The organism is Streptomyces sp. NPDC086787, assembly GCF_044745865.1.
Classification (GTDB): domain Bacteria; phylum Actinomycetota; class Actinomycetes; order Streptomycetales; family Streptomycetaceae; genus Streptomyces.
Genome location: NZ_JBIVBC010000006.1, coordinates 88521 through 107406, shown reverse-complemented (window position 1 = coordinate 107406; position 18886 = coordinate 88521). Strand labels below are relative to the sequence as shown.

At 71.0% G+C, this 18886-nt stretch carries 15 protein-coding genes and 2 pseudogenes; 3 read left to right on the top strand and 14 right to left on the bottom strand.

All coding sequences use genetic code 11. The features are described from left to right. Positions 1-58 precede the first annotated feature (58 nt). Positions 59-997, bottom strand: coding sequence for a diiron oxygenase (locus ACIPK3_RS16970; protein ID WP_402570378.1), 939 nt, complete (start codon positions 995-997; stop codon positions 59-61). A gap of 121 nt (positions 998-1118) precedes the next feature. Between ACIPK3_RS16970 and ACIPK3_RS16965 the strand changes: the two genes are divergently transcribed. Next, entirely contained in the window at positions 1119-2231 is a 1113-nt protein-coding gene (locus ACIPK3_RS16965; RefSeq protein WP_402570376.1) for a ferritin-like domain-containing protein, read from the top strand. A 593-nt stretch (positions 2232-2824) separates the two neighbouring features. Here the strand turns inward: ACIPK3_RS16965 and ACIPK3_RS16960 are convergent. The 5 genes from ACIPK3_RS16960 to ACIPK3_RS16940 form a co-directional block, all read right to left on the bottom strand. Continuing rightward, complete coding sequence (locus ACIPK3_RS16960) at positions 2825-4282, bottom strand: peptidoglycan D,D-transpeptidase FtsI family protein (protein WP_402570374.1); 1458 nt, start codon at positions 4280-4282, stop codon at positions 2825-2827. Then, positions 4279-5640: an FtsW/RodA/SpoVE family cell cycle protein gene (locus ACIPK3_RS16955; protein WP_402570372.1), complete on the bottom strand. Its 1362-nt coding sequence runs from the start codon at positions 5638-5640 to the stop codon at positions 4279-4281. Before ACIPK3_RS16955 ends, ACIPK3_RS16960 begins: the two co-directional genes overlap by 4 nt. A 35-nt stretch (positions 5641-5675) precedes the next feature. After that, entirely contained in the window at positions 5676-6929 is a 1254-nt protein-coding gene (locus tag ACIPK3_RS16950; RefSeq protein WP_402570371.1) for an ATP-binding protein, read from the bottom strand. Continuing rightward, positions 6926-7684, bottom strand: coding sequence for a hypothetical protein (locus ACIPK3_RS16945; RefSeq protein ID WP_402570789.1), 759 nt, complete (start codon positions 7682-7684; stop codon positions 6926-6928). The genes ACIPK3_RS16950 and ACIPK3_RS16945 overlap by 4 nt, the downstream gene beginning before the upstream one ends. Before the next feature lie 108 nt (positions 7685-7792). Further along, a complete protein-coding gene (locus tag ACIPK3_RS16940) occupies positions 7793-8299 on the bottom strand; it encodes a protein phosphatase (protein WP_402570370.1) in 507 nt (168 codons plus the stop codon). 113 nt (positions 8300-8412) lie between these two features. Here ACIPK3_RS16940 and ACIPK3_RS16935 point away from each other — a divergent pair, with 113 nt between their 5' ends. After that, positions 8413-9216 (top strand): nuclease-related domain-containing protein, encoded by an 804-nt coding sequence (locus tag ACIPK3_RS16935; protein WP_402570368.1) that lies wholly within the window; start codon positions 8413-8415, stop codon positions 9214-9216. A 25-nt stretch (positions 9217-9241) separates the two neighbouring features. Here the strand turns inward: ACIPK3_RS16935 and ligD are convergent, their stop codons facing one another. Continuing rightward, a complete protein-coding gene (gene ligD, locus ACIPK3_RS16930; RefSeq protein WP_402570366.1) occupies positions 9242-10123 on the bottom strand; it encodes a non-homologous end-joining DNA ligase in 882 nt (293 codons plus the stop codon). A gap of 71 nt (positions 10124-10194) precedes the next feature. Between ligD and ACIPK3_RS16925 the strand changes: the two genes are divergently transcribed. Next, positions 10195-11325, top strand: a complete 1131-nt coding sequence (locus ACIPK3_RS16925) for a Ku protein (protein WP_402570364.1) — start codon at positions 10195-10197, stop codon at positions 11323-11325. Positions 11326-11386: 61 nt separating this feature from the next. Here ACIPK3_RS16925 and ACIPK3_RS16920 read toward each other — a convergent pair whose 3' ends face one another. From ACIPK3_RS16920 to snpA, 7 genes and pseudogenes are all read right to left on the bottom strand, one after another. Then, the gene (locus ACIPK3_RS16920) at positions 11387-12550 is read right to left on the bottom strand and encodes a bifunctional class I SAM-dependent methyltransferase/NUDIX hydrolase (RefSeq protein WP_402570362.1); all 1164 of its coding nucleotides are present in this window, start codon (positions 12548-12550) and stop codon (positions 11387-11389) included. A gap of 17 nt (positions 12551-12567) precedes the next feature. Beyond that, a complete protein-coding gene (locus ACIPK3_RS16915) occupies positions 12568-14598 on the bottom strand; it encodes an ABC transporter ATP-binding protein (protein WP_402570360.1) in 2031 nt (676 codons plus the stop codon). Next, positions 14595-15062 (bottom strand): NUDIX domain-containing protein, encoded by a 468-nt coding sequence (locus tag ACIPK3_RS16910; protein WP_402570358.1) that lies wholly within the window; start codon positions 15060-15062, stop codon positions 14595-14597. Before ACIPK3_RS16910 ends, ACIPK3_RS16915 begins: the two co-directional genes overlap by 4 nt. Positions 15063-15424: 362 nt before the next feature. Further along, a pseudogene (locus ACIPK3_RS16905) lies at positions 15425-15504 on the bottom strand (DNA-binding protein); the annotation flags it as partial. 160 nt (positions 15505-15664) lie between these two features. After that, positions 15665-16135 carry a GNAT family N-acetyltransferase gene (locus tag ACIPK3_RS16900; protein WP_402570357.1) on the bottom strand — a complete coding sequence of 157 codons (471 nt, stop codon included), beginning with the start codon at positions 16133-16135 and terminating at the stop codon, positions 15665-15667. A 185-nt stretch (positions 16136-16320) separates the two neighbouring features. Continuing rightward, positions 16321-16746, bottom strand: a complete 426-nt coding sequence (locus ACIPK3_RS16895; RefSeq protein WP_402570355.1) for a hypothetical protein — start codon at positions 16744-16746, stop codon at positions 16321-16323. A gap of 1197 nt (positions 16747-17943) precedes the next feature. Beyond that, positions 17944-18630, bottom strand: a pseudogene (gene snpA / locus ACIPK3_RS16890) (snapalysin); the annotation flags it as partial. Positions 18631-18886 lie beyond the last annotated feature (256 nt).

Below are 18886 nucleotides of genomic sequence, written 5' to 3'. Positions count from 1 at the left end.
ACGGGAGACTATCCGTTCGGGGGCCGGACCGGGCCGGCCCGGCCGCGGCCGTGGGGCGTCAGGCCAGCAGCCCCGAGGAACGCCACAGGCGGCGGCCGGGTCCGCGGAGCACGCCGATTTCGTCCAGGAAGTCGGTCAGCCGCTTCGCGCCGGTCTGCATGACCTCGCGGCGGTGGGCGCTCGCCCTGGCCTGGGCCACCGCCTCGCGCCTGTCCAGGCCGACGTTCGTGTAGACCTCGGGATTCACGAAGGCCACCGAGAACACGCGGGCGAACTCGCCCGAGGTGAGCCGGGTGAACTCCTGCGACCACCGCGGAGCCGTCACCATCTGGCGGCGCAGTTCCTCGCGGGCGTACCGGACGTGGCGGGCCTCCTCCACCACATGGATCCGGGACACGCCCCGGACCAGTGGCTGCACCCGCTCGTCCGGGAACGTCAGCCGCTGCATCCAGTCCAGCACCTCCTCCCCGAGCAGGGTCGCCGTGAAGGAGCCGGGCGTGGTGGAGACCGTCTTGAAGACGCGGCCCAGCCTCTGGTGGGCCCGGCCCACCGGGTACCAGGGCGCGTCACCCTTGGCGATCAGGCGGGCGAACATCTTGGAGTGCCGGCACTCGTCCTCGATCTCGGTCAGCGCGTACCGCACATGCGCGCTCGTCGCCGCCTTGTCGTAGATGTGCCGTACCAGGAGCTGCATCAGGATGATCTCGAACCAGATGCCCAGCGAGGCGAGCGCCGCGGCCTCGTGCTGGGAGAGCAGGATCCGCTGCTCCTCGCTCATCCGCCGCCACATCGGCGTGCCGTACAGCGACACCAGCTCCGGCGGCCAGAACCACTTGCCCTCCTCGAAGGGCGCGTCCCAGTCGAGCTCCGTGTCGGGGTCGAAGGAGTGCTTGGCGGAGGAGGCGAGCAGCCGCTCGGCCACCTGCTCGCGGTCCTTGAGCAGGCCCAGCGCGTCGCGCAGACCGTCGACCGCGTCGGCCTCCGTCAGGGTGGTCATGGCTCCCTCACCTCGTTACCCGGGGTATGTGCGTCGACTCTTATGAGACTGCTTGTCAGTAAGCGCGTCAATCCCTTGCACAGCACTTGTTGACTCGCCGTCTACGTGTGAGCCTGCCGTTATGCCGACCTCCGAGATCTACGCCATGGACCCGTCGGACCCCCACTGGCAGGTCCCCTCGACCGGAGCCGCCCGATTCAGCTGGGAGTACGACGACGGCCGCGAACGCCTCCTCGCCCTCTACCAGAAGGGCAAGGACAAGCAGTGGGACGGCCAGAAGCGCATCGACTGGAGCATCGAAGTCGACCCCCACGACCCGCTCGGAACCCCGGACGAGGCCATGACCCTCTACGGCACGCCGTACTGGGACAAGATGACCGACCGTGACAAGGGCGAGCTGCGGCAGCACTTCACCTCCTGGCAGTTCAGCCAGTTCCTGCACGGCGAGCAGGGCGCCATGATCTGCGCGGCCCGCATCGTGGAGTCCGTCCCCGACCTGGACGCCAAGTTCTACTCCGCGACCCAGGCCATGGACGAGGCCCGGCACGCCGAGGTCTACGGCCGCTTCCTGCACGAGAAGATCGGGATGGTCTACCCGATCAACGACAACCTCCAGGCACTGCTCGGCGACACCCTCCGCGACAGCCGCTGGGACATGCCCTACCTGGGCATGCAGGTCCTCATCGAAGGCCTCGCGCTCGCCGCCTTCGGCATGATCCGCGACACCACCGACAAGCCCCTGCCCAAGCAGATCCTGGCCTACGTCATGCAGGACGAGGCCCGGCACGTGGCCTTCGGCCGGATGGCGCTGCGGGACTACTACAAGCAGCTCACCGACGCCGAACTGCGCGAGCGCGAGGAGTTCGTCATCGAGGGCTGCTATCTGATGCGCGACCGACTGCGCGGGGTGGAGGTGCTGGAGAACTTCGGCATCCCCAAGGCCGAGGCCGAGGAGCTCAGCGAGCGGTCCGAATTCCTCCAGCTCTTCCGCAAGCTGCTGTTCAGCCGCATCGTCCCCTGCGTCAAGGACATCGGCCTGTGGGGCGAACGCCTCCAGCGTGCCTACGTCGACATGGGCGTCCTGGAGATGGGCGACTCCAACCTCGACCTGCTGATGGCCCAGGACGAGGAGATCGCCGAGAGGCTCGACGCGGAACGGTTCGCGGTGGAGGAACGGGAGCGGGTGGCGGAGGTGGAGGAGGCGATCGAGGAGGGGCAGCGGCACGGCGGATGATCACTTGCCGTCAACCGTCAACCGTCAACCGTCAACCGCCGACCGCCGACCGCCGACCGCCGACCGCCGACCGCCGACCGCCGACCGCCGACCGCCGACCGTCAGCTCGCCTACCGCCTACCGCCTACCGGCGAGCGGCGACCGTCGTCCCGTCGACCGCCGTCCCGCCATCCCGTCGCTCGCCGCTCGCCGCTCGCCGCCCGTCGGCTCGTCGCTCGTCGGCTCGTCGCTCGTCGGCTCGTCGACCGTCGCTCGCTGCTCGCTGCTCGCTGCTCGCCGGCTCGCCGGCTCGTCGCTCGCCGCTCGTCGCTCGTCGGCTCGTCGACCGCCGACCGTCAGCCGCCGACCGCCGTCCCGCCGCCCCGTCGACCGCCATCCCGCCATCCCGCCATCCCGTCGACCCGCCATCCCGTCGACCCGCCGACCGCCGATCGCCGACCCGCTGACCGTCAGCCGCTGACCGCTGACCGTCAGCCGCTGACCGCTGACCGCTGACCGCTGACCGCTGACCGCCAGCCGCCGAGCGCCGCCCCGCCGCCCCGTCGCCCCGTCGCCCCGTCGACCACTGTGATCCCCGGAACCGACCCGCGCCATCACAACCCCAGCACCGCCCGCATCACCGCCCGGGCGATCGGTGCCGCGTCCCCGCCCCCGCTGATCTCCCCGCGGTCCGCCGAGGCGTCCTCCACCACCACCGCGACCGCCACCTTCGGCTCCATGTCGTCGTCCGCCTGCGCCCAGGACACGAACCACGCGTACGGCACACCCGCGTTGCCGATCCCGTGCTGGGCGGTGCCGGTCTTGCCGCCGACCGTCGCGCCGCGGATGGCCGCGTTGCCGCCGGTGCCCTCCCGTACGACGTCGGTCATGAGCTCCCGCATCCGCACGGCGGTCGCCGGGTTCATCGCCTGACGTACGGGACGCGGACCGGCAGTGGAGACCGTCTCGCCGCCCTCGCGGACGGTCCGCTCCACCAGATACGGCTCCCGCAGCAGGCCGCCGTTGGCGACGGCGGCCGAGACCATCGCCATCTGCAGCGGTGTGGCCCGCGTGTTGTACTGCCCGATCGACGACAGCGCCAGCTGGGCCTTGTCCACATGCGCATCGAAGGTGCTCCGCGCCACCGAGAAGGGGACCCGCATCGTGGTGTCGTTGAAGCCGAAGGACTGGGCCGTCGACGCCATGTCCGCGACCCCCACGTCCACACCCAGCTTGGCGAACACCGTGTTGCACGACCACGCGAACGCGGCCCGGAGCGAAGCGTCCGCGCAGTCGTCCGACTCGTTCGTCAGCCGTGTGCGCGTGCCCGGCAGGGTGTAGGGGTCGGGTGAGTCGGTGGGCTCGTCCAGATCCGTGACCACGCCCGCGTCCAGCGCCGCCGCGGCCGTGACCACCTTGAAGGTGGAGCCCGGCGGATACGTCTGCCGCACGGCCCGGTTGAGCATCGGCTTGTCCGGATCGCCGTTCAGCCGCGCCCAGGCCGCCGCCACCGGTTCGCCGTTCCCGGACAGCTCCGCCGGGTCGTACGACGGAGTGGACACCAGCGCCAGGATCCGGCCGGTGGACGGCTCGATCGCCGCCACCGCACCCTTGCGCGAGCCGAGACCCCGGTAAGCCGCCTCCTGCGCGGCCTGGTTGAGCGTCGTCACCACGTCACCCGGGGGGTTCCGCGCCCGCGTCACCTCGTTCCAGAAGGGGAACGGCGCCAGCACCGAATCCGCGCCGGACAGGATGCCGTCCTCGGCATGCTCCAGGAACGTCGTCCCGTACACCTGCGAGGCGAAGCCGGTCACCGGCGCGTACAACGGCCCGTCCGGGTAGGTCCGTTCATGGCGCAGCTGCTCCCCGGTGTCGCGGGAACCGGTGACCGGGATGCCGTCGACCAGGATGTCACCGCGCGCGGAGCCGTAACGGGCGATGTCGGAGCGGCGGTTGGCCGGATTCCCGTCGTAGGCGGGCCCCTGGACGACCTGGACGCGCGCCGCGTTCACCAGGAGCGCCACGAGCAGCAGGCCGCAGAAGACGGCGGCGTGCCGGATGTATCTGCTCACGGTGCCACCTGGCCGTCGTACTGGCTGCGCGCCGAATCGCTCACCCGGATCAGCAGCGCCACCATCGCCCAGTTGGTGACCACCGAGGAGCCGCCCTGCGCGAGGAACGGCATCGCCATGCCGGTCAGCGGGATCAGCCCGGTCACCCCGCCCGCGATCACGAACACCTGGAGCGCCACGATCGAGGCGAGCCCGAGCGCGAGCAGCCGGCCGAAGGGTTCGCGCAGCGCCAGCCCGGCCCGGTAGCCGCGCTCCACGAGGAGGCCGTACAGGAGGAAGATCGCCGACAGTCCGGCCAGGCCCAGCTCCTCGCCCGCCGTCGCCAGGATGAAGTCCGACTTGGCAGCGAAGCCGATCAGGATGGAGTGCCCGAGACCGAGGCCCGCCCCGAGGATCCCGCCCGCCGCGAACGCGAACAGCGACTGGGCGAGCTGGTTGGGGCCGAGACCCGCGTCGATGGTGGCGAACGGGTGCAGCCAGTCCTGCACCCGGCTGTGCACATGCGGTTCGAGCCAGCCGACGGCCACCGCGCCGACCACCGCAAGCAGCAGACCGACCGCGATCCAGCCGGTGCGGCCGGTGGCGACGTACAACAGGATCACGAACAGGCCGAAGAACAGCAGCGAGGTGCCCAGGTCCCGCTCCAGGACCAGCACTCCCACGCTGATCAGCCAGATCGCGACGACCGGCCCGAGCACCCGCCCGGTGGGCAGCTGCACGAACCAGATGCGGCGGCCCGCGTACGCCAGCGCGTTGCGGTTGTCCGCCAGGTACGCGGCGAAGAACACCGCGAGCAGCACCTTCGCGAACTCGCCGGGCTGGATGGAGAATCCGGCGATCCGGATCCAGATGCGGGCGCCGTTCACAGCCGGGAAGAGGATCGGCATGGTCAGCAGCGCGAGGGCCGCGACCACACTGACGTACGCGTACCGCTGGAGCACCCGGTGGTCACGCAGCAGCAGGACCACCACGGTGAACAGCCCCACGCCCAGCGTGGACCACACCAGCTGGGTGGGCGCGGCCCGGTCGCCGGGCGTCTCCAGGTCGAGCCGGTAGATCAGCACCAGGCCGAGCCCGTTCAGCAGCACGCCGATGGGCAGCAGCAGCGGATCGGCGTACGGGGCTCGGATGCGCACGGCGATGTGCGCGAGCAGTGCGAGCACACCGAGTCCGGCGCCGTAGTCCAGGGCGCCGTGCGGGACACTGCCGGTCCTCGCCAGGCCGACGGCGCAGTAGCCGTACACCGACAGGAGCACGGCCAGCACGATCAGGGCCAGTTCGATGCCACGGCGCCGGTGCACTCGTACGACAGGCGTGCGGGTCCGCGTCACCGCCACGGTGGTTCCGGCCTTCGTCATGTCCGGAACTTACCTAAAAGGGCGTCTTGCGTGTGTCACGCTGCGCCGTACGGCGGCGGCAGTGTCAGGGTCGCCAGCGCACCGCCGTCCGGAGCGTTCTCGAAGGTCAGCCGGGCGCCCAGCACCTCCGCCTGGCCCAGCGCGATGGTCAGCCCGAGCCCGTGCCCGCGCGCCCCGGCCTCGGTGCGGAACCGCTGCGGGCCGTGCTCGGCCAGGTAGTCCGGATAGCCGTCCCCGTGATCCCGCACCGTGACCACCGGCCCGTTCACCGTCAGCACCACCGGCGGCCGCCCGTGCTTGTGCGCGTTGGCCACCAGATTGCCGAGCACCCGCTCCAGGCGCCGCCGGTCCGTGGTCACCCGGGCGTCCCGCGAGACCCGCACCTCGATACCGTCCGCCGACCCGTGCACCACCCGCCGGGCCAGTGCGCCCAGGTCCTCGGTGCCCAGTTCCAGCTGCTCCCGGCCGGTGTCCAGGCGCGAGATCTCCAGCAGGTCCTCGGTGAGCGTGCGCAGCGCCGCCACCCGGTCCCGCACCAGCTCGGTGGGACGGCCCGGCGGCAGCAGCTCGGCGGCCGCGTGCAGCCCGGTCAGCGGGGTGCGCAGCTCGTGCGCCACGTCCGCGGTGAACCGCTGCTCGCTCAGCAGCTTGCTCTGGAGCGACGACGCCATCGAGTCCAGCGCGGCGGAGACCGCGGCAACCTCGTCCGGCGGGCGGGTCGGGTCCTTCGTGCGGGGATCGTTGACGCGCGCGTCCAGGTCGCCCGCGCTGATCCGTCGTGCCACCCGCGCCGTGCCGTGCAGCCGCCGGGTCACCCGGGTCACCGCGAACGCACCGGCCAGCAGCGTCACCGTGAGCGCCAGCAGCGACGACCACAGGATCGACCGGTCGAGCCCGGCGATGGTGCGGGCCTGCTGCGAGTAGTTGATCGCCACCGCGAGCGTCCGGTGGTCGTCGACCGGGCCCGCCGCCCACATTGTGGGGCGCCCCCGGTCCTTGTCGACCATCGTGCCCCGGTTCCCGGCCGTCGCCAGGTCCCGCAGCGGCTTCGGCAGCCCCGGCCGGTCCACCCCGGCGCCCGGCGGCAGCGCGTCCCCGGCCTGGTAGGCCGCGGTCGCGTCGGTCAGCCGGGCGAGCGCCTCCGCGCGGGCCTGACCGACGGTCTGGTCGGTCACCGACACATGCACCAGGATGCCGAGCAGAGCGGCCAGCGCGCAGCACATCACCACGATGAACACGGCCGCCTTCGTGGCGAGCGTGCCGGCCCACTGGGTCGGTGCCCGTCTCATCGCGCGCTCGCGGAGGGCGTGAGGGACGGGGACGCCGAGGGAGCGGCGGACGGTGACGGCGAGTGGGTGGGGTGCTTGGCCGGGCCGGTGCGCAGGAACTCGTCACGCCTGAACACCATCGCGTGCTGAGTCGGGTCCCACTCCCAGGTGGTGCGGTACTCGTAGCCGGAGATCCCGGCGGGGGAGCGGACGATCACGGCCCGTCCGGCCAGCTCGACGCCGATGATCGCGTCGTCGTCGGCCATGATCTGCACGACGCGGTCCCCCTCGGCCGCGTAGACCCGTACGGCCGTCTGGTTCGTCGGGTACAGCCGGAAGCCGAGTGTCATGTTCTCCCGGCCGTCCCCGCTCAGATCCCGGTAGTACGTCTTCAGCAGGGGGCATCGCGCGCGGTCCCCGCCCTTGTCGCAGTCGGCCATCCGCTCCGCCGTCTCGTGGTAACGGCCCTTCGCGCCGTACTCGGCGGGGTGCGCTGCGATCTCCGCCCGTACGACAGCCACCGGGTCGACCTTGCGGAGGTCGCCGCCGGGAGCGGTGATGCCCTTCACGACCTCGGTCGATCCCTCGTCGTACTGGTACGCCGGACTGGAGGCCGGGCGCAGGTCGGGCCAGAGCTTCTCGGGGCTGATCGCGGTAGGAGTCGATCCGGCGCCCCGCAGACCACCCGTGTCGCCGCAGGCCGCCACCGACACCGCGAGCAGGGCCACGGCGACGGCGGACAGGGCGATGCGCCGGGCGGGGCGTGCGGGACGGATGGACTGCACGGTGCTCCTGTGGCTCGCTCGGGTGTGTGGCTGGAATCGTTCGGTGACCCCGTAACCCTATTCGTCAGGAGAAACGGTTATTCCGCTACTCGTGTGCCACTACTCGGCGAGGTCCTCCAGCAGCCGTACCGTCGGCAGACCCGTGCGGAGGTATTCCACGAACAGGTCGTTGTGCAGCGCCCAGGGGGAGCGGTGGGTGCGGATCAGCCCGATGGCGTCGTCCGCGGACCGGCCCCGGTCCACCAGGGCGTGCGCGATCACCAGGCCCGAGCGGTTGTACCCGTGGTAGCAGCGGACGAGCACCCTGCGGCCCGCGTCCAGCGCGTCGCACGCGGCCCGCGCCAGCCGGATCACACCGGCGAGCTGGGTCCCGTCCAGCGGACCGTCGGGTATCGGCCACACATGGTGCTCGACCCCCGGATCCGGCCCGTGCCCCGGCAGCCGCAACAGAGTCTGCACGAGATCGAACTCGCCCCGGACGACCGCGGACTCCAGATGCCCCGACGCCCCCCTGAACTCGTGCCCGCCCATCCAGAGCCCCGGCACGATCTCGCTCCACGGGCTGTCCGGGGCCGGTACGTCGGCCTGCCTGCCACGCGTCCGCAACGGCGCCTCCCCAGGTCCCCACCCGACTGTCCCCAAAGGTAACCGGGTTCTTGCCCGTGGAGCACCCCGCCTGTTCCCATGGTCCTGATCCCATGGGCGAGGGGTGATGGCGCATGAGTGGACTGCGCGTCGTGCCGGTCTGGCGGCACGGCCGGGAACGGCTGTACGTCTGCCGCGCAGACGGCGGCAACATCGCCTGGTACGACCGTGAAGCCGCCCGGGTCAGCCTGCTCAGCGAGCAGAACAGGGACGACGTACTGGAGGCACTCGGCCCCTTCCTGACCGGACCGGTGACGGTCGGGCCGCCCCCGGTACCGACACCGGCCGAACTGGCCCGCCTGACCCTGCATCCGGACGACGACCTGGCTCCCAACCGCCCCGGCGAGGCCCTGCTGGTGGCGCTCGACCGGCACCCTGCCCCCGCCCACCGGCTGCGCCCGGACCCGCGCCGCCGGGCCCTGCTGGCGGAGCAGACCGTGGGCGCGGCCCTGGACCGCTTCCAGGGCGTCGGCTGGCACGTCCTGCACTCGATCACCCTGCCCGGCGGCGACCGCCTGCACCACCTGCTCATCGGCCCCGGCGGACTGTTCGCCCTGCACACCCTGGCCGCGCACAAACAACGGGTCCGGGTCACCGACCTCACGGTCGCCGTCGGCCGCCGCGAACCACGCCCACTGCTCCGTCGTATAAGGGCCGATGCCGCCCGCGCGTCGTACGCCCTGACGGCCGAGGTCCACCCGGTGCTGGCCCTGACCGCCCCGGCGGCCGTCTCCGTCCCCGCCCCGTCCCGTGAGGTGCGCGTGCTGACGGACACCGAGCTCGGGGCGCTGGCGCGGCTCGGGGGTGTACTGAAGCCGGCGGACGTGGAGGCGCTGCACGCGACGGCACGGGACCGGAGGACCTGGGTACGGGTGTAGAGACGCCCTGCTCAGACGCCCCTGCTCAGGGCAGCGCGCTCGCCCGCCCCTCGTCAAGCAGCGGGGCCAGCAGATCCCCGAAGTCGCTCAGGCGCGGCGCGATGTCCCCGGCACGGAACACCAAAGTCCCCGGCGCCCGGCACTCCTCCACCTCCGCCCAGGTGACCGGCGCCGAGACGGTCGGCTCGGCCCGTGCGCGCAATGTGTAGGGGACGGCGGTGGTCTTGCGCCCGGCGTTCTGGCTCCAGTCCACGAACACCTTCCCCGGCCGCAGACTGCGCGTCATCCGGTGCACCACCAGCCGGGGCAGCGCCCGCTCCGCCTCCACGGCCAGCCCCTTGGCGTACTCCGACGCCCGGTCCGACGACACCCCGCGCACCGCCGCCAGCAGATGCAGCCCCTTGGACCCGGACGTCTTCGCGTACGCCTCGACCCCGTCCACGGCCAGCCGTTCCCGCAGCCACAGCGCGACCTCGCAGCAGTGCGCGACCGTCGCGGGCGCCCCGGGGTCCAGATCGAACACGAGCCGGTCCGCCTGCTCCGGCGCCCCGATCACCCACTGGTGCGTGTGGAACTCGGTGACCAGGTTCGCCGCCCACATCAGCGAGGCCAGATCCTGCACCAGCACCATCCGCGCGGCCCCCGCCGACCGCGGCACCCGCGCGGTGGTCACCCACTCGGGCGTACCCGGCGGCACGTTCTTGGTGAAGAACACCTGGCCGTCCGGCCCGTCGGGGTAGCGCAGGAAGGACACCGGCCGATCCCTGAGATGCGGGAGCAGCGCCCCGGCGACGGTCGCGTAGTAGTGCAGCAACTCGCCCTTGGTGAAGCCGGTCTCCGGATACAGCACCTTCTCCAGGTTGCTGAGTGCGACCCGTCGCCCCTCCACCTCAGTGATCGGCGTCATACGATGAGAATCCCACGAAAACGTCACAAAACCGTTTGAGCCGCTCGCCTCGGGCCGCTCATGTCGGAAGGATGCCGAACGTGCGATCCATCTGGAACGGCGCCATCTCCTTCGGCCTGGTCAGCATCCCGATCAAGCTGGTGAACGCCACGGAGAGCCACTCGATCTCCTTCCGTCAGATCCACACCGAGGACGGCGGCCGCATCCGCTACCGCAAGTTCTGCGAAGTGGAGGACCGCGAGGTCAGCGGCGCGGAGATCGGCAAGGGGTACGAGGACGCGGACGGCACGATCATCCCCATCACCGACGAGGACCTCACCAACCTCCCCATCCCCACCGCGCGGACCATCGACATCGTCGCCTTCGTCCCGGCCGACCGGATCGACCCGCTCCAGATGGACGCCGCCTACTACCTCGCCGCGGGCGGCGCCCCGGCCGCCAAGCCGTACACACTGCTGCGCGAGGCCCTCAAGCGCAGCAACAAGGTGGCCATCGCCAAATACGCCCTGCGCGGCCGCGAGCGGCTCGGCATGCTGCGCGTGGTCGGCGACGCCATCGCCATGCACGGCCTGCTGTGGCCGGACGAGGTACGCGCCCCCGAAGGCGTCGCCCCCGAGGTGGACGTCACCGTGCGCGACCAGGAACTCGACCTCGCGGACGCCCTGATGGACACCCTCGGCGAGGTCGATCTGGCGGACCTGCACGACGAGTACCGGGAGGCGCTGGAGGAGGTCATCGCCGCGAAGGCCGCGGGCGAGGAGGTCCCCGAGTCCCCGGCCCCCGCTCCCGCCGGCCGGGTACTGGACCTGATGGCCGCCCTGGAGAAGAGCGTGCGGGCGGCGAAGGAGTCCCGTGGCGAGACGGTGACCGGGAAGACGACGTCCGGGGAAGCGGCTTCCGGGGAAGCGGGCGCCGAGGCCGGTACGGGTACGGCCGACACGGACGAGCAGGCCGAGGTCACCCCCCTGCGCCGCCGTACCACCCCCAAGGAGACCGGCGGCAAGAAGTCGACGTCCACGGCGAAGAAGGCGACGGCGAAGAAGACGACCGCCGCCCCCAAGAAGTCGACGGCGAAGACCGCGAAGACGACGGCGAAGACAACGGCGAGGACGGCCGCGAAGACGACCGCGAAGACGACCTCGAAGACCGCCGCGAAGAAGACCCCGGCGAAGAAGGCGGCGGCCCGCAAGCGGTCCGCTTGAACGGGCCGATCACCGCGGCACGTCGTCCTCGTCCTCCGGCACGAGGACGACGCGAGCCAGGTCAGGCGTACGGGGTGAAGTGCGCCGGGGTGTGGTCGATGGGCAGGTCCGGACGCCAGGCCCGCAGGATCTGGGCGCTGCACACGAACAGGCCCTGCGGGAGCCGCTCGAGAGGCCACCAGGCCCAGTCGCCGACGCTCTCGCCCGGCTGCGTGGCCGGCCTGCCCTGCCAGGCACTCACAAGGGCGCCGACGGTGACCCGTACGACGCCGTCGACGTGGTCGACGAGTGTGCCCAGCAACGTGACGTCGTCGGTCCGGGCGACCAGTCCGGTCTCCTCGGCCAGTTCACGGACCACGGTCGCCTCGAAGGACTCCCCGGCCTCCACGGTTCCTCCGGGCAGTTCGAGGGTGCCCCGACGATGGCGCCCGAGCAGCACGCCCCGGCCGCTCAGGACAATGGCACCCACTCCGATGGCCGCGTGCGGCTCGGGCGGACGCGCGGTGCGGGGACGGCTGGAGACACGGGCCGGGTGGTCGGGCAGGCGGTGGGCGCGGATGAGCTGCCGTACGACGGGATCGTCCTCGGCGGGTGACCGCAGGAGGTCGATGGCCTCGACCCGGAAGCCGTTCTCGGTGAGCAGGTCCTCCCACAACTGCGGTGTCAGGACCCACATCCAGGTGGGCAGCGGCGGATCGTCCCGGAGCCCGATCATCTCCTCACGCGGCTCGACGGTGTCGGACGGCCCGTGGCCATGCGGATCGGTGTGCGGGAGCGAGAGGATCAGCGGTGCGCCGGGGCGCAGGCCGTCCCGCAGGGCGGGTAGCGAGCGGTGCGGGTCGGTGCAGGCGAGGCTGCCGATGGCGTAGGCGGCGTCGTAGGGCTCCGCGGTACGCAGATGGTCGACCACGTCACCGTGCACGAACCGGATGCCGGGTGTGACCTCGTAGGCATCGGTGGCACGGCGGTGCTGGGTGGGGGACAGCTCGATCGCGGTGACCCGCGCACCGTGAGCGCGGGTCAGGTGCACGGCGTGCTGACCGGCCCCGGATCCGATGTCCAGGACGCGCTTGCCGGCGACGTCACCGAGGATCTCCGTACCGGGACCGACCCCCTCCCAGGGCACCCACTCCAGCCGCTCGGGAACGGGCGGCATGCAGCCACGGTCGAGCTGCCGTCGGCCGTAGACGGTCCAGGCTTCGGCGTTGGAGTCCTCGGCAGGCAAGCGAACTCCGTGGTGGGTCATGTGCGCTCCACACGGTCGGCGGTGGTGGTGGCGGGGGAGCCGGGGCGAGGGATGGTGGCCGTGTCCGGATCTGTGCCCGGCGTCGGGGTCGGGGCATATTGGGCGGCCTGTGCGGCGAACATCGCGGCGTAACGCCCCTTGGCCGCGACGAGTTCGTCGTGGCTGCCGTGCTCGGCCAGCCGTCCGTGGTGCAGGACATAGATGAGGTCGGCGTGCCGGACACCGGACATGCGGTGGGTGACGAGGACGACGGCCCGGTGCGGGGCGGCGAGCCGGCGGATGCGGTCGAAGGCCTCGATCTCGGCCTCCGGGTCGAGGGCCGAGGTGGGTTCGTCCACGATGAGGACGCTGTCCGCCTGTGAGGTGGAGCTGCGCCAGTGGGTGCGGGCGAGCCCGATCTTCTGCCATTCGCCCCCGGAGAGTTCGGTGGCTCCGCGGAACACACGGGCCAGCAGGCTCTGCAAGCCGTCGGGGAGTTTGGCGACGACGGGACCGGCTCCCGCGTACTCCACCGAGGCCTGGAGGTCTTCGGGGGAGGCCGTGTGGTCGGGCCGGCCGATCCGGATGTTCATCGCGGCGGTCACCGGCCAGCGCTGGAAGTCCTGGGTGAGGAGTGCGACGCGGTCGAACACCTGGGTGCGTCGCAGGTCGGCGACGTCCAGGTCGCCCCAGCGCACGGTTCCCTCCTGGGGCAGCAGCAGTCCCGAGAGGATCTTCATCAGGGTGCTCTTGCCGGAGCCGTTCTCGCCCACGACCGCGGTGACCGATCCCATGGGCAGCGTGAGCGAGACACCGTCCAGCGCGGGTGTGTCGCGGTCGGGGTAGCGGTAGGTGACCCGGTCGAGGGCGACCCGGCCGATCCGTTCCGGTACGTCGGCGCCCGTCTCGGGGATGAAGCGGTGGGCGGCAGCGGCCAGGAAACGTCCGTGGTCGCGGACGTACAGGGACTCCTCGTGGAGCGTGTTGATGTTCATCACCAGGCCGCCCAGACTGGCCGAGCCGGTGCGCACGGCGATGACCGCGGTGCCGGCCACGGCCAGGCTCATGCGTCCGCTCATGATCAGCCAGATCATGGCCCCGTAGGTGGCGGCCATGGCCACCCCGGACAGCGCGGCGGCGGCCCACTCGGTGAGCGCCTTGCTGGAGGCGAGCCGCTCCTGCTCGGCCTCCGCGCTGCGGGCCATGCGCTCGTACCGGCTGAGCAGGAACGGTCCGACGCCGTGGACACGCACCTCCTGGGCGGCCGTGCGCTCGGTCAGCAGGTTGCCGATGAGGCGGCTGGCGCGCAGGTGCTCGATCCAGCTCATCACCGACACATAGCGCTCCTGGGCCACCCGCATGGCGCCCCAGCCGCGCGGTGCGGCGATGAGGATCAGCATGGGCAGCAGGGCGGGATGCAGCACGGTGAGCACACCGGCCGTGGCGATCAGCGAGATGACGCCGTTCAGCGCGGCGACACAGGCGCTGATCATGCGCCGGGCGGAGGCCGGACCGTACTGGGCGACGTCGATCAGCCGGCGGAAGTCCGGGTCGTCGATGGCCTCCAGTTCGACGGAGGCGGCGGCCGCCAGATACTGCGTGGTGGCGACCCGTTCGACCAGGGGTTCCAGCCGTCCGGCCCGGGAGGTGGACCAAGTGGCGAACGCGGTGTTCAGTACGGCGATCGCGGCGGCGGCGAGCAGGCCGGGCAGCAGGGCGTGCAGCCGATCGACGGGGGTGCCGGTGCCGAGCAGCGCGTGCATGACGGCGTTGACGGCCAGCAGCCCGACGGCGGCGGCGACGCCCTGCCCGATCTCGCCGGCCACGACCGCGACGAGCGCGCGGCGGTCCGTGTGCCACGCCATGCGCAGCGTCGCACCGACCAGGGCGGGCATCGACCGGAGCGCGGACGTCATGGTCAGGTCGAGCCGCGCGTGCTCGTGCTGGGACCAGCCCATGTCGTAGCGCAGCGGGCCGCCGAACAGTTCGCGTTCCGCGTCGGAGACCTCGGGGTCGGCGTGCCTGACCTTTCCGAAGAACCTCTTCACCGGGCGCCTCCCCGCGCGGGCCAGTCCAGTGCCCGGTAGGAGGGGCCCTGGGTGAGCAGTTGGAAGACGGCGGCGGTGTGGGGATGGCAGTCCGGCGGCGGCTTCTCCATCGACACCCAGAACAGCCCGTCGTGCCGGTGCGGCTCGCGGTTGTACGGCTCACCGGTCCAGGACTGCGCCACGAACACCGCGGTGATCCGGTCAAGTCCGTCGGGGTCGTGACGGTGCACGATCCCGCAGAACTCCTGCTCGCCCGGGCCGACCCGGACTCCGGTCCCCTCCTCGGCCTCCCGGCGGGCCGCCAGGTCCAAGGGCTCGCCGGCCCGGAGGCGACCGCCCACGACGCTGAGCCGCCCCGGCGCGAGCGCCGACCCGTGCTTCCTCCGCACGCACAGCGCGAAGCCGTTGGCGCGCAGCAGCACTTGGGCCACGTCCGCGTGGAGCAGGTGACGGCTCTCGCTCATAGCCACCTCCGTCGGGACGCGGATCCGGAGCCGACGATTTCGAACACAAGATGAACGAGGGCAGGGTGAGGCAAGCGATACACGTGTTGCTCCCAGAGTCACGATGCGGACAGGTGATCGGTTAACTGGGGCTTCTTTGTCGCCGTAACGGGTCTGCGAGGGCGAATTTTAGAACACATTTTCGTATCCACGCTCCACCCGCGACGAGACCGGCCTCGCGCCACCGTGATCCTGTGTTCGATCACTCCTGTGGGTGTGGGTACTTCTTTCGGGGGATTGCGGCGCTGCTCGGCAACGCGGCAGAGGCCTGGCTCCTCCTGGAACGGCCGCACTGCTTGCAGCACGAGAACTCCGGCTGCCACGGCATGGGCGAGAGCGAGCCATCCGTGACCGCGCGGTCTCGCAGAACAGCCTTGGCGAGCCCATCGCGGTCGAGGAGCAGCGTGCCGCCAGGGGAGGGCGGCGGGGGAGCGGGTCACTCGGCATTCGCCCCGCTGTTTTCTGCTGCTCACGTGCTTGGTGGAGCTGCGCGCAGGGCCTGGACCTCTACTTCGGTGACGGGTCCGTGCTCGGCCTCGGCGGCCGCGAGGAGTCGTATGAGCTCACTGGGCGGGGAAGGTGAGCCGCAGAACGATCTCGCCGTCGTCGATGTCCCCGGTGGGCTCGAACCCGAACTTCTGATAGAAGGGCCACGGTTCGCCGTCGCCGGGGTCGTAGCTGGTCAGCAGCTCGGTGGCGCCGTCCGCGCGAACCAGGGCGGCGATCTGGGTGAGCGTCTCTCGGCCGACACCTCGCCTCTGGTGCCGTTTGTCGACGAGGAGGCGCCAGATGAAGTGTCGCCCTGTGTAAGGGCCGGTCGGCGGTTTCCATGACAGCATCACGAAGCCGACCGGCTCGTCGCCGATGTACACGGCGCGGTACCAGGGATTGGTCTCCGGGTTCTTTTTCGCCTGCTTGAGCGACTTGGACACGGAGGCGACGAACTGCTTCTGCTTGCGTCGGACGCGGAGGGCACGAACGGCGTCCCGGTTGTCGTCGGTGATCTCCCGCAGGTGCACGCCCGGAGAACTCATGCCACTCCCCTTCCGGGTCCGGCGGTGCACGTGATGCCGGCCCACGCGATACCACGGACTTCAGGTCGCACGCTTCGCAGCGTATGCGACGCAGCGGATCCCGAGCGGGACTGGCGCGCCGGACCCGCAGCCCGCGCAGCTGCGGGCTGCGGGCGACACGGGACAGGGGCTGGACGGGAGACCGCTTAGAGCTTCGCGATGTCCTTGTGGACCACTGCAACCCCGCCGTCGTGGTAGCCGCCCAGCCGCACCTTGAGCTGATGGCCCTTGGGTGCCTTGATGATCCGGTTGGGAGTCTCCTCCATGCTGTTGCCGTAGCAAGAGGGTTCGGAGTTGAGGGCGCTCCAGCCGTCCGACACGTCCTGCGGGTCGTTCCACTCCAGCCAGACGCAGTCCCGTTCGCTGGAGAGGATCTGGAGCGAGATGATCTTGACCGAGTTCACCGCGCCGTCGACGCGCTCATAGGTCACGGTCGCGGAACTGTGGTGGAGGCCGGCACCGGCCTCCAGATTGACCGTGCTGACCAGGGTGTCGGCAGCGGCCGGAGCTGCTCCTTGTGCCACCGCCGCGATCACGACGGCGACGGTGGCAGACAGGGCAGGTAGACGCATGATTCTTCTCCATGGAGCTGGTTGAGGATCCCACCTTGTGAGGTCTGTGAGGTCGACTTCTACGGAAATGTGAAGCCTCGCCCCCCAGAACACCCCAACCATTTCGCGGAGCCATGGCTGGTCGCATCGGTGAAACCACTTAATCCGACTACGTATTGGAGAATGTCCGAAGAGGCGGCGCCCGTGCATTGCACCGATGCCCTAAGGATGGAATCCCGGCCTGCTCCCACGCCGGCGGCTGGTCAGACGTTAATCCGCGCGCCGGCGACCCCGGTTCACGCCGGCGATCTGCATGTGCTGCTAGGCCGCTACGGTTTCTCCCCCGAGTTTCCCGCTGTTGGGGAAACATGGAATGCGTGGGCCGCATGTCTCCGGCACCTGGCAGAATTCCTTGTCGCCGACACACGAAGGCTCCCGCCGGTCCCTGATCGCCTGAGCAACTCCGACGCCTGCCAACTCGCCGTCAACCCATTGACCGCAACAGACGGTCGGCTCATCCGACTGGCCCGGCACCGGGCATTCGCGCGATCACTCGGTCATCTACGAGACCGAAGCAGTTGACGGCTTCTGACTGAACCGCTCGTTCGCGCCCTCGTCGTCGACGAGGTGCTGACCATCCCGCAGGGCCGTTCCCGCTGGAACGCTTCGGCGAAGCCATCTCAGTGGCCGAAACAGCCGCCCGTGCGCCAAGCCGTTCCCCGCCTTCGAAGAAGGAGACGGGCAGGACGGCAGGACGGGCAGGACGGGCAGGACGGGCGGGACGGGCAGAGCGACAGCACGCACAGTCGCTGACGCCGCGTGCCACCAGAAGAACCGCCCGTCCTGCCTCACGCGGACGCATGCCCCTTGCCACAGTGCGTGCTCATCCGGCGACACCCTGCGACACCCGACGGGGCTTGGGGGAGTCGAAGGGAGCGCGGCACGGGACCCGGATGCCGACCGGGTCGATCAGGCACCCGGAGCGGTTGAGCCGCCCACGGGAGCCGAGCTCCTCCAGGACGGCCAGGGTGCGGTGCTGCGCAGCGGATGCCCCGGACCGCGGCCCGGCGCGATGCCGCGTACCGACGGTGCGGCGCTCGGCTGACCGGCGGGCCCGGTCACCGTGCCCGGCTGGCCGGTGGAGCCGGACGCTGTGCCGGGCCGGCCGGTGGAGCCGGAGGCCGTGCCGGGCCGGCCGGTGGACCCGGGCGCCGTGCCGGGCTGGCCGGTGGAGCCGGATGCCGTGCCCGGGGCCTGCGCGAGCCCGGCGGCCCACAGCTCGTCGACCTTCGAGCGCTCGGTGTCGTTCGGGTAGCGGTTGGTGCAGGACGGTCCGGCGCCGCCGCCCGACATCAGCTCACTGCACGGCCCGCTGTAGTCGTCCGGCAGGCCGAGCACGTGCCCGGTCTCATGGGTGGTGATGCGGACCGAGTCGTACTGCTGGTTCTGGGTGTAGTCGAGGAAGACGTAGCCCTTTCCGTGGCCGTCGGTGGAGGCGTGCGACCCGCGCGAGTCATTGCCCTCGTAGTAGGAGAAGTCGGCACCGCTCGACGCCTCCTCGAGCTTGACGTTGGACTCGGAACTGTTCCAGATCGAAGCCGCGCTCGCTATCTGGGAACGGAAGCTCGGTGCCTGGGAGGCGTTGTAGTGGATGGTCACCGCCTGCGCGTTCGGCTGGGCGGCGCGCTTCGCGGCGACGGACTTGAGGACGGCCTCGAAAAACGCCTTGTTGTTCGAGGCATCCTTGGCCGACCCGACGTAGCGTGCCACGGAGGAACCGGAGGCAGCGGGCGGGGTGGCGGCCGCCTGGGCGCTCGCCGGCACCGCCGCGCCCAGCGCGCTGGAGGCCAGACCCAGGCCGAGAGCGAGGACGAGGGGTCTCGCGGACATTCGGGACGACTTCATGTGGGGGGCTCCTACTCACTCGGTGACGCCGAGCGCCCGGTGCGCGGTCGACTCTGCGTGAAACACCGGGTGCGAACTGCGGCGACGTCCTGTGGGTCGACATTCTTAGGACGGCTCGACAGGGAGCGCAAAGGGGTCCCACTACTACGTCACCCCGTAGGTCCCGGGACCTCGCCAGGGCGGTGCACGGGCCTCCGGTCCGCACATGGAGGCAGGAAGGGAAAGCTGACGCCAAGTCAGAAGCCCTGCATCACGG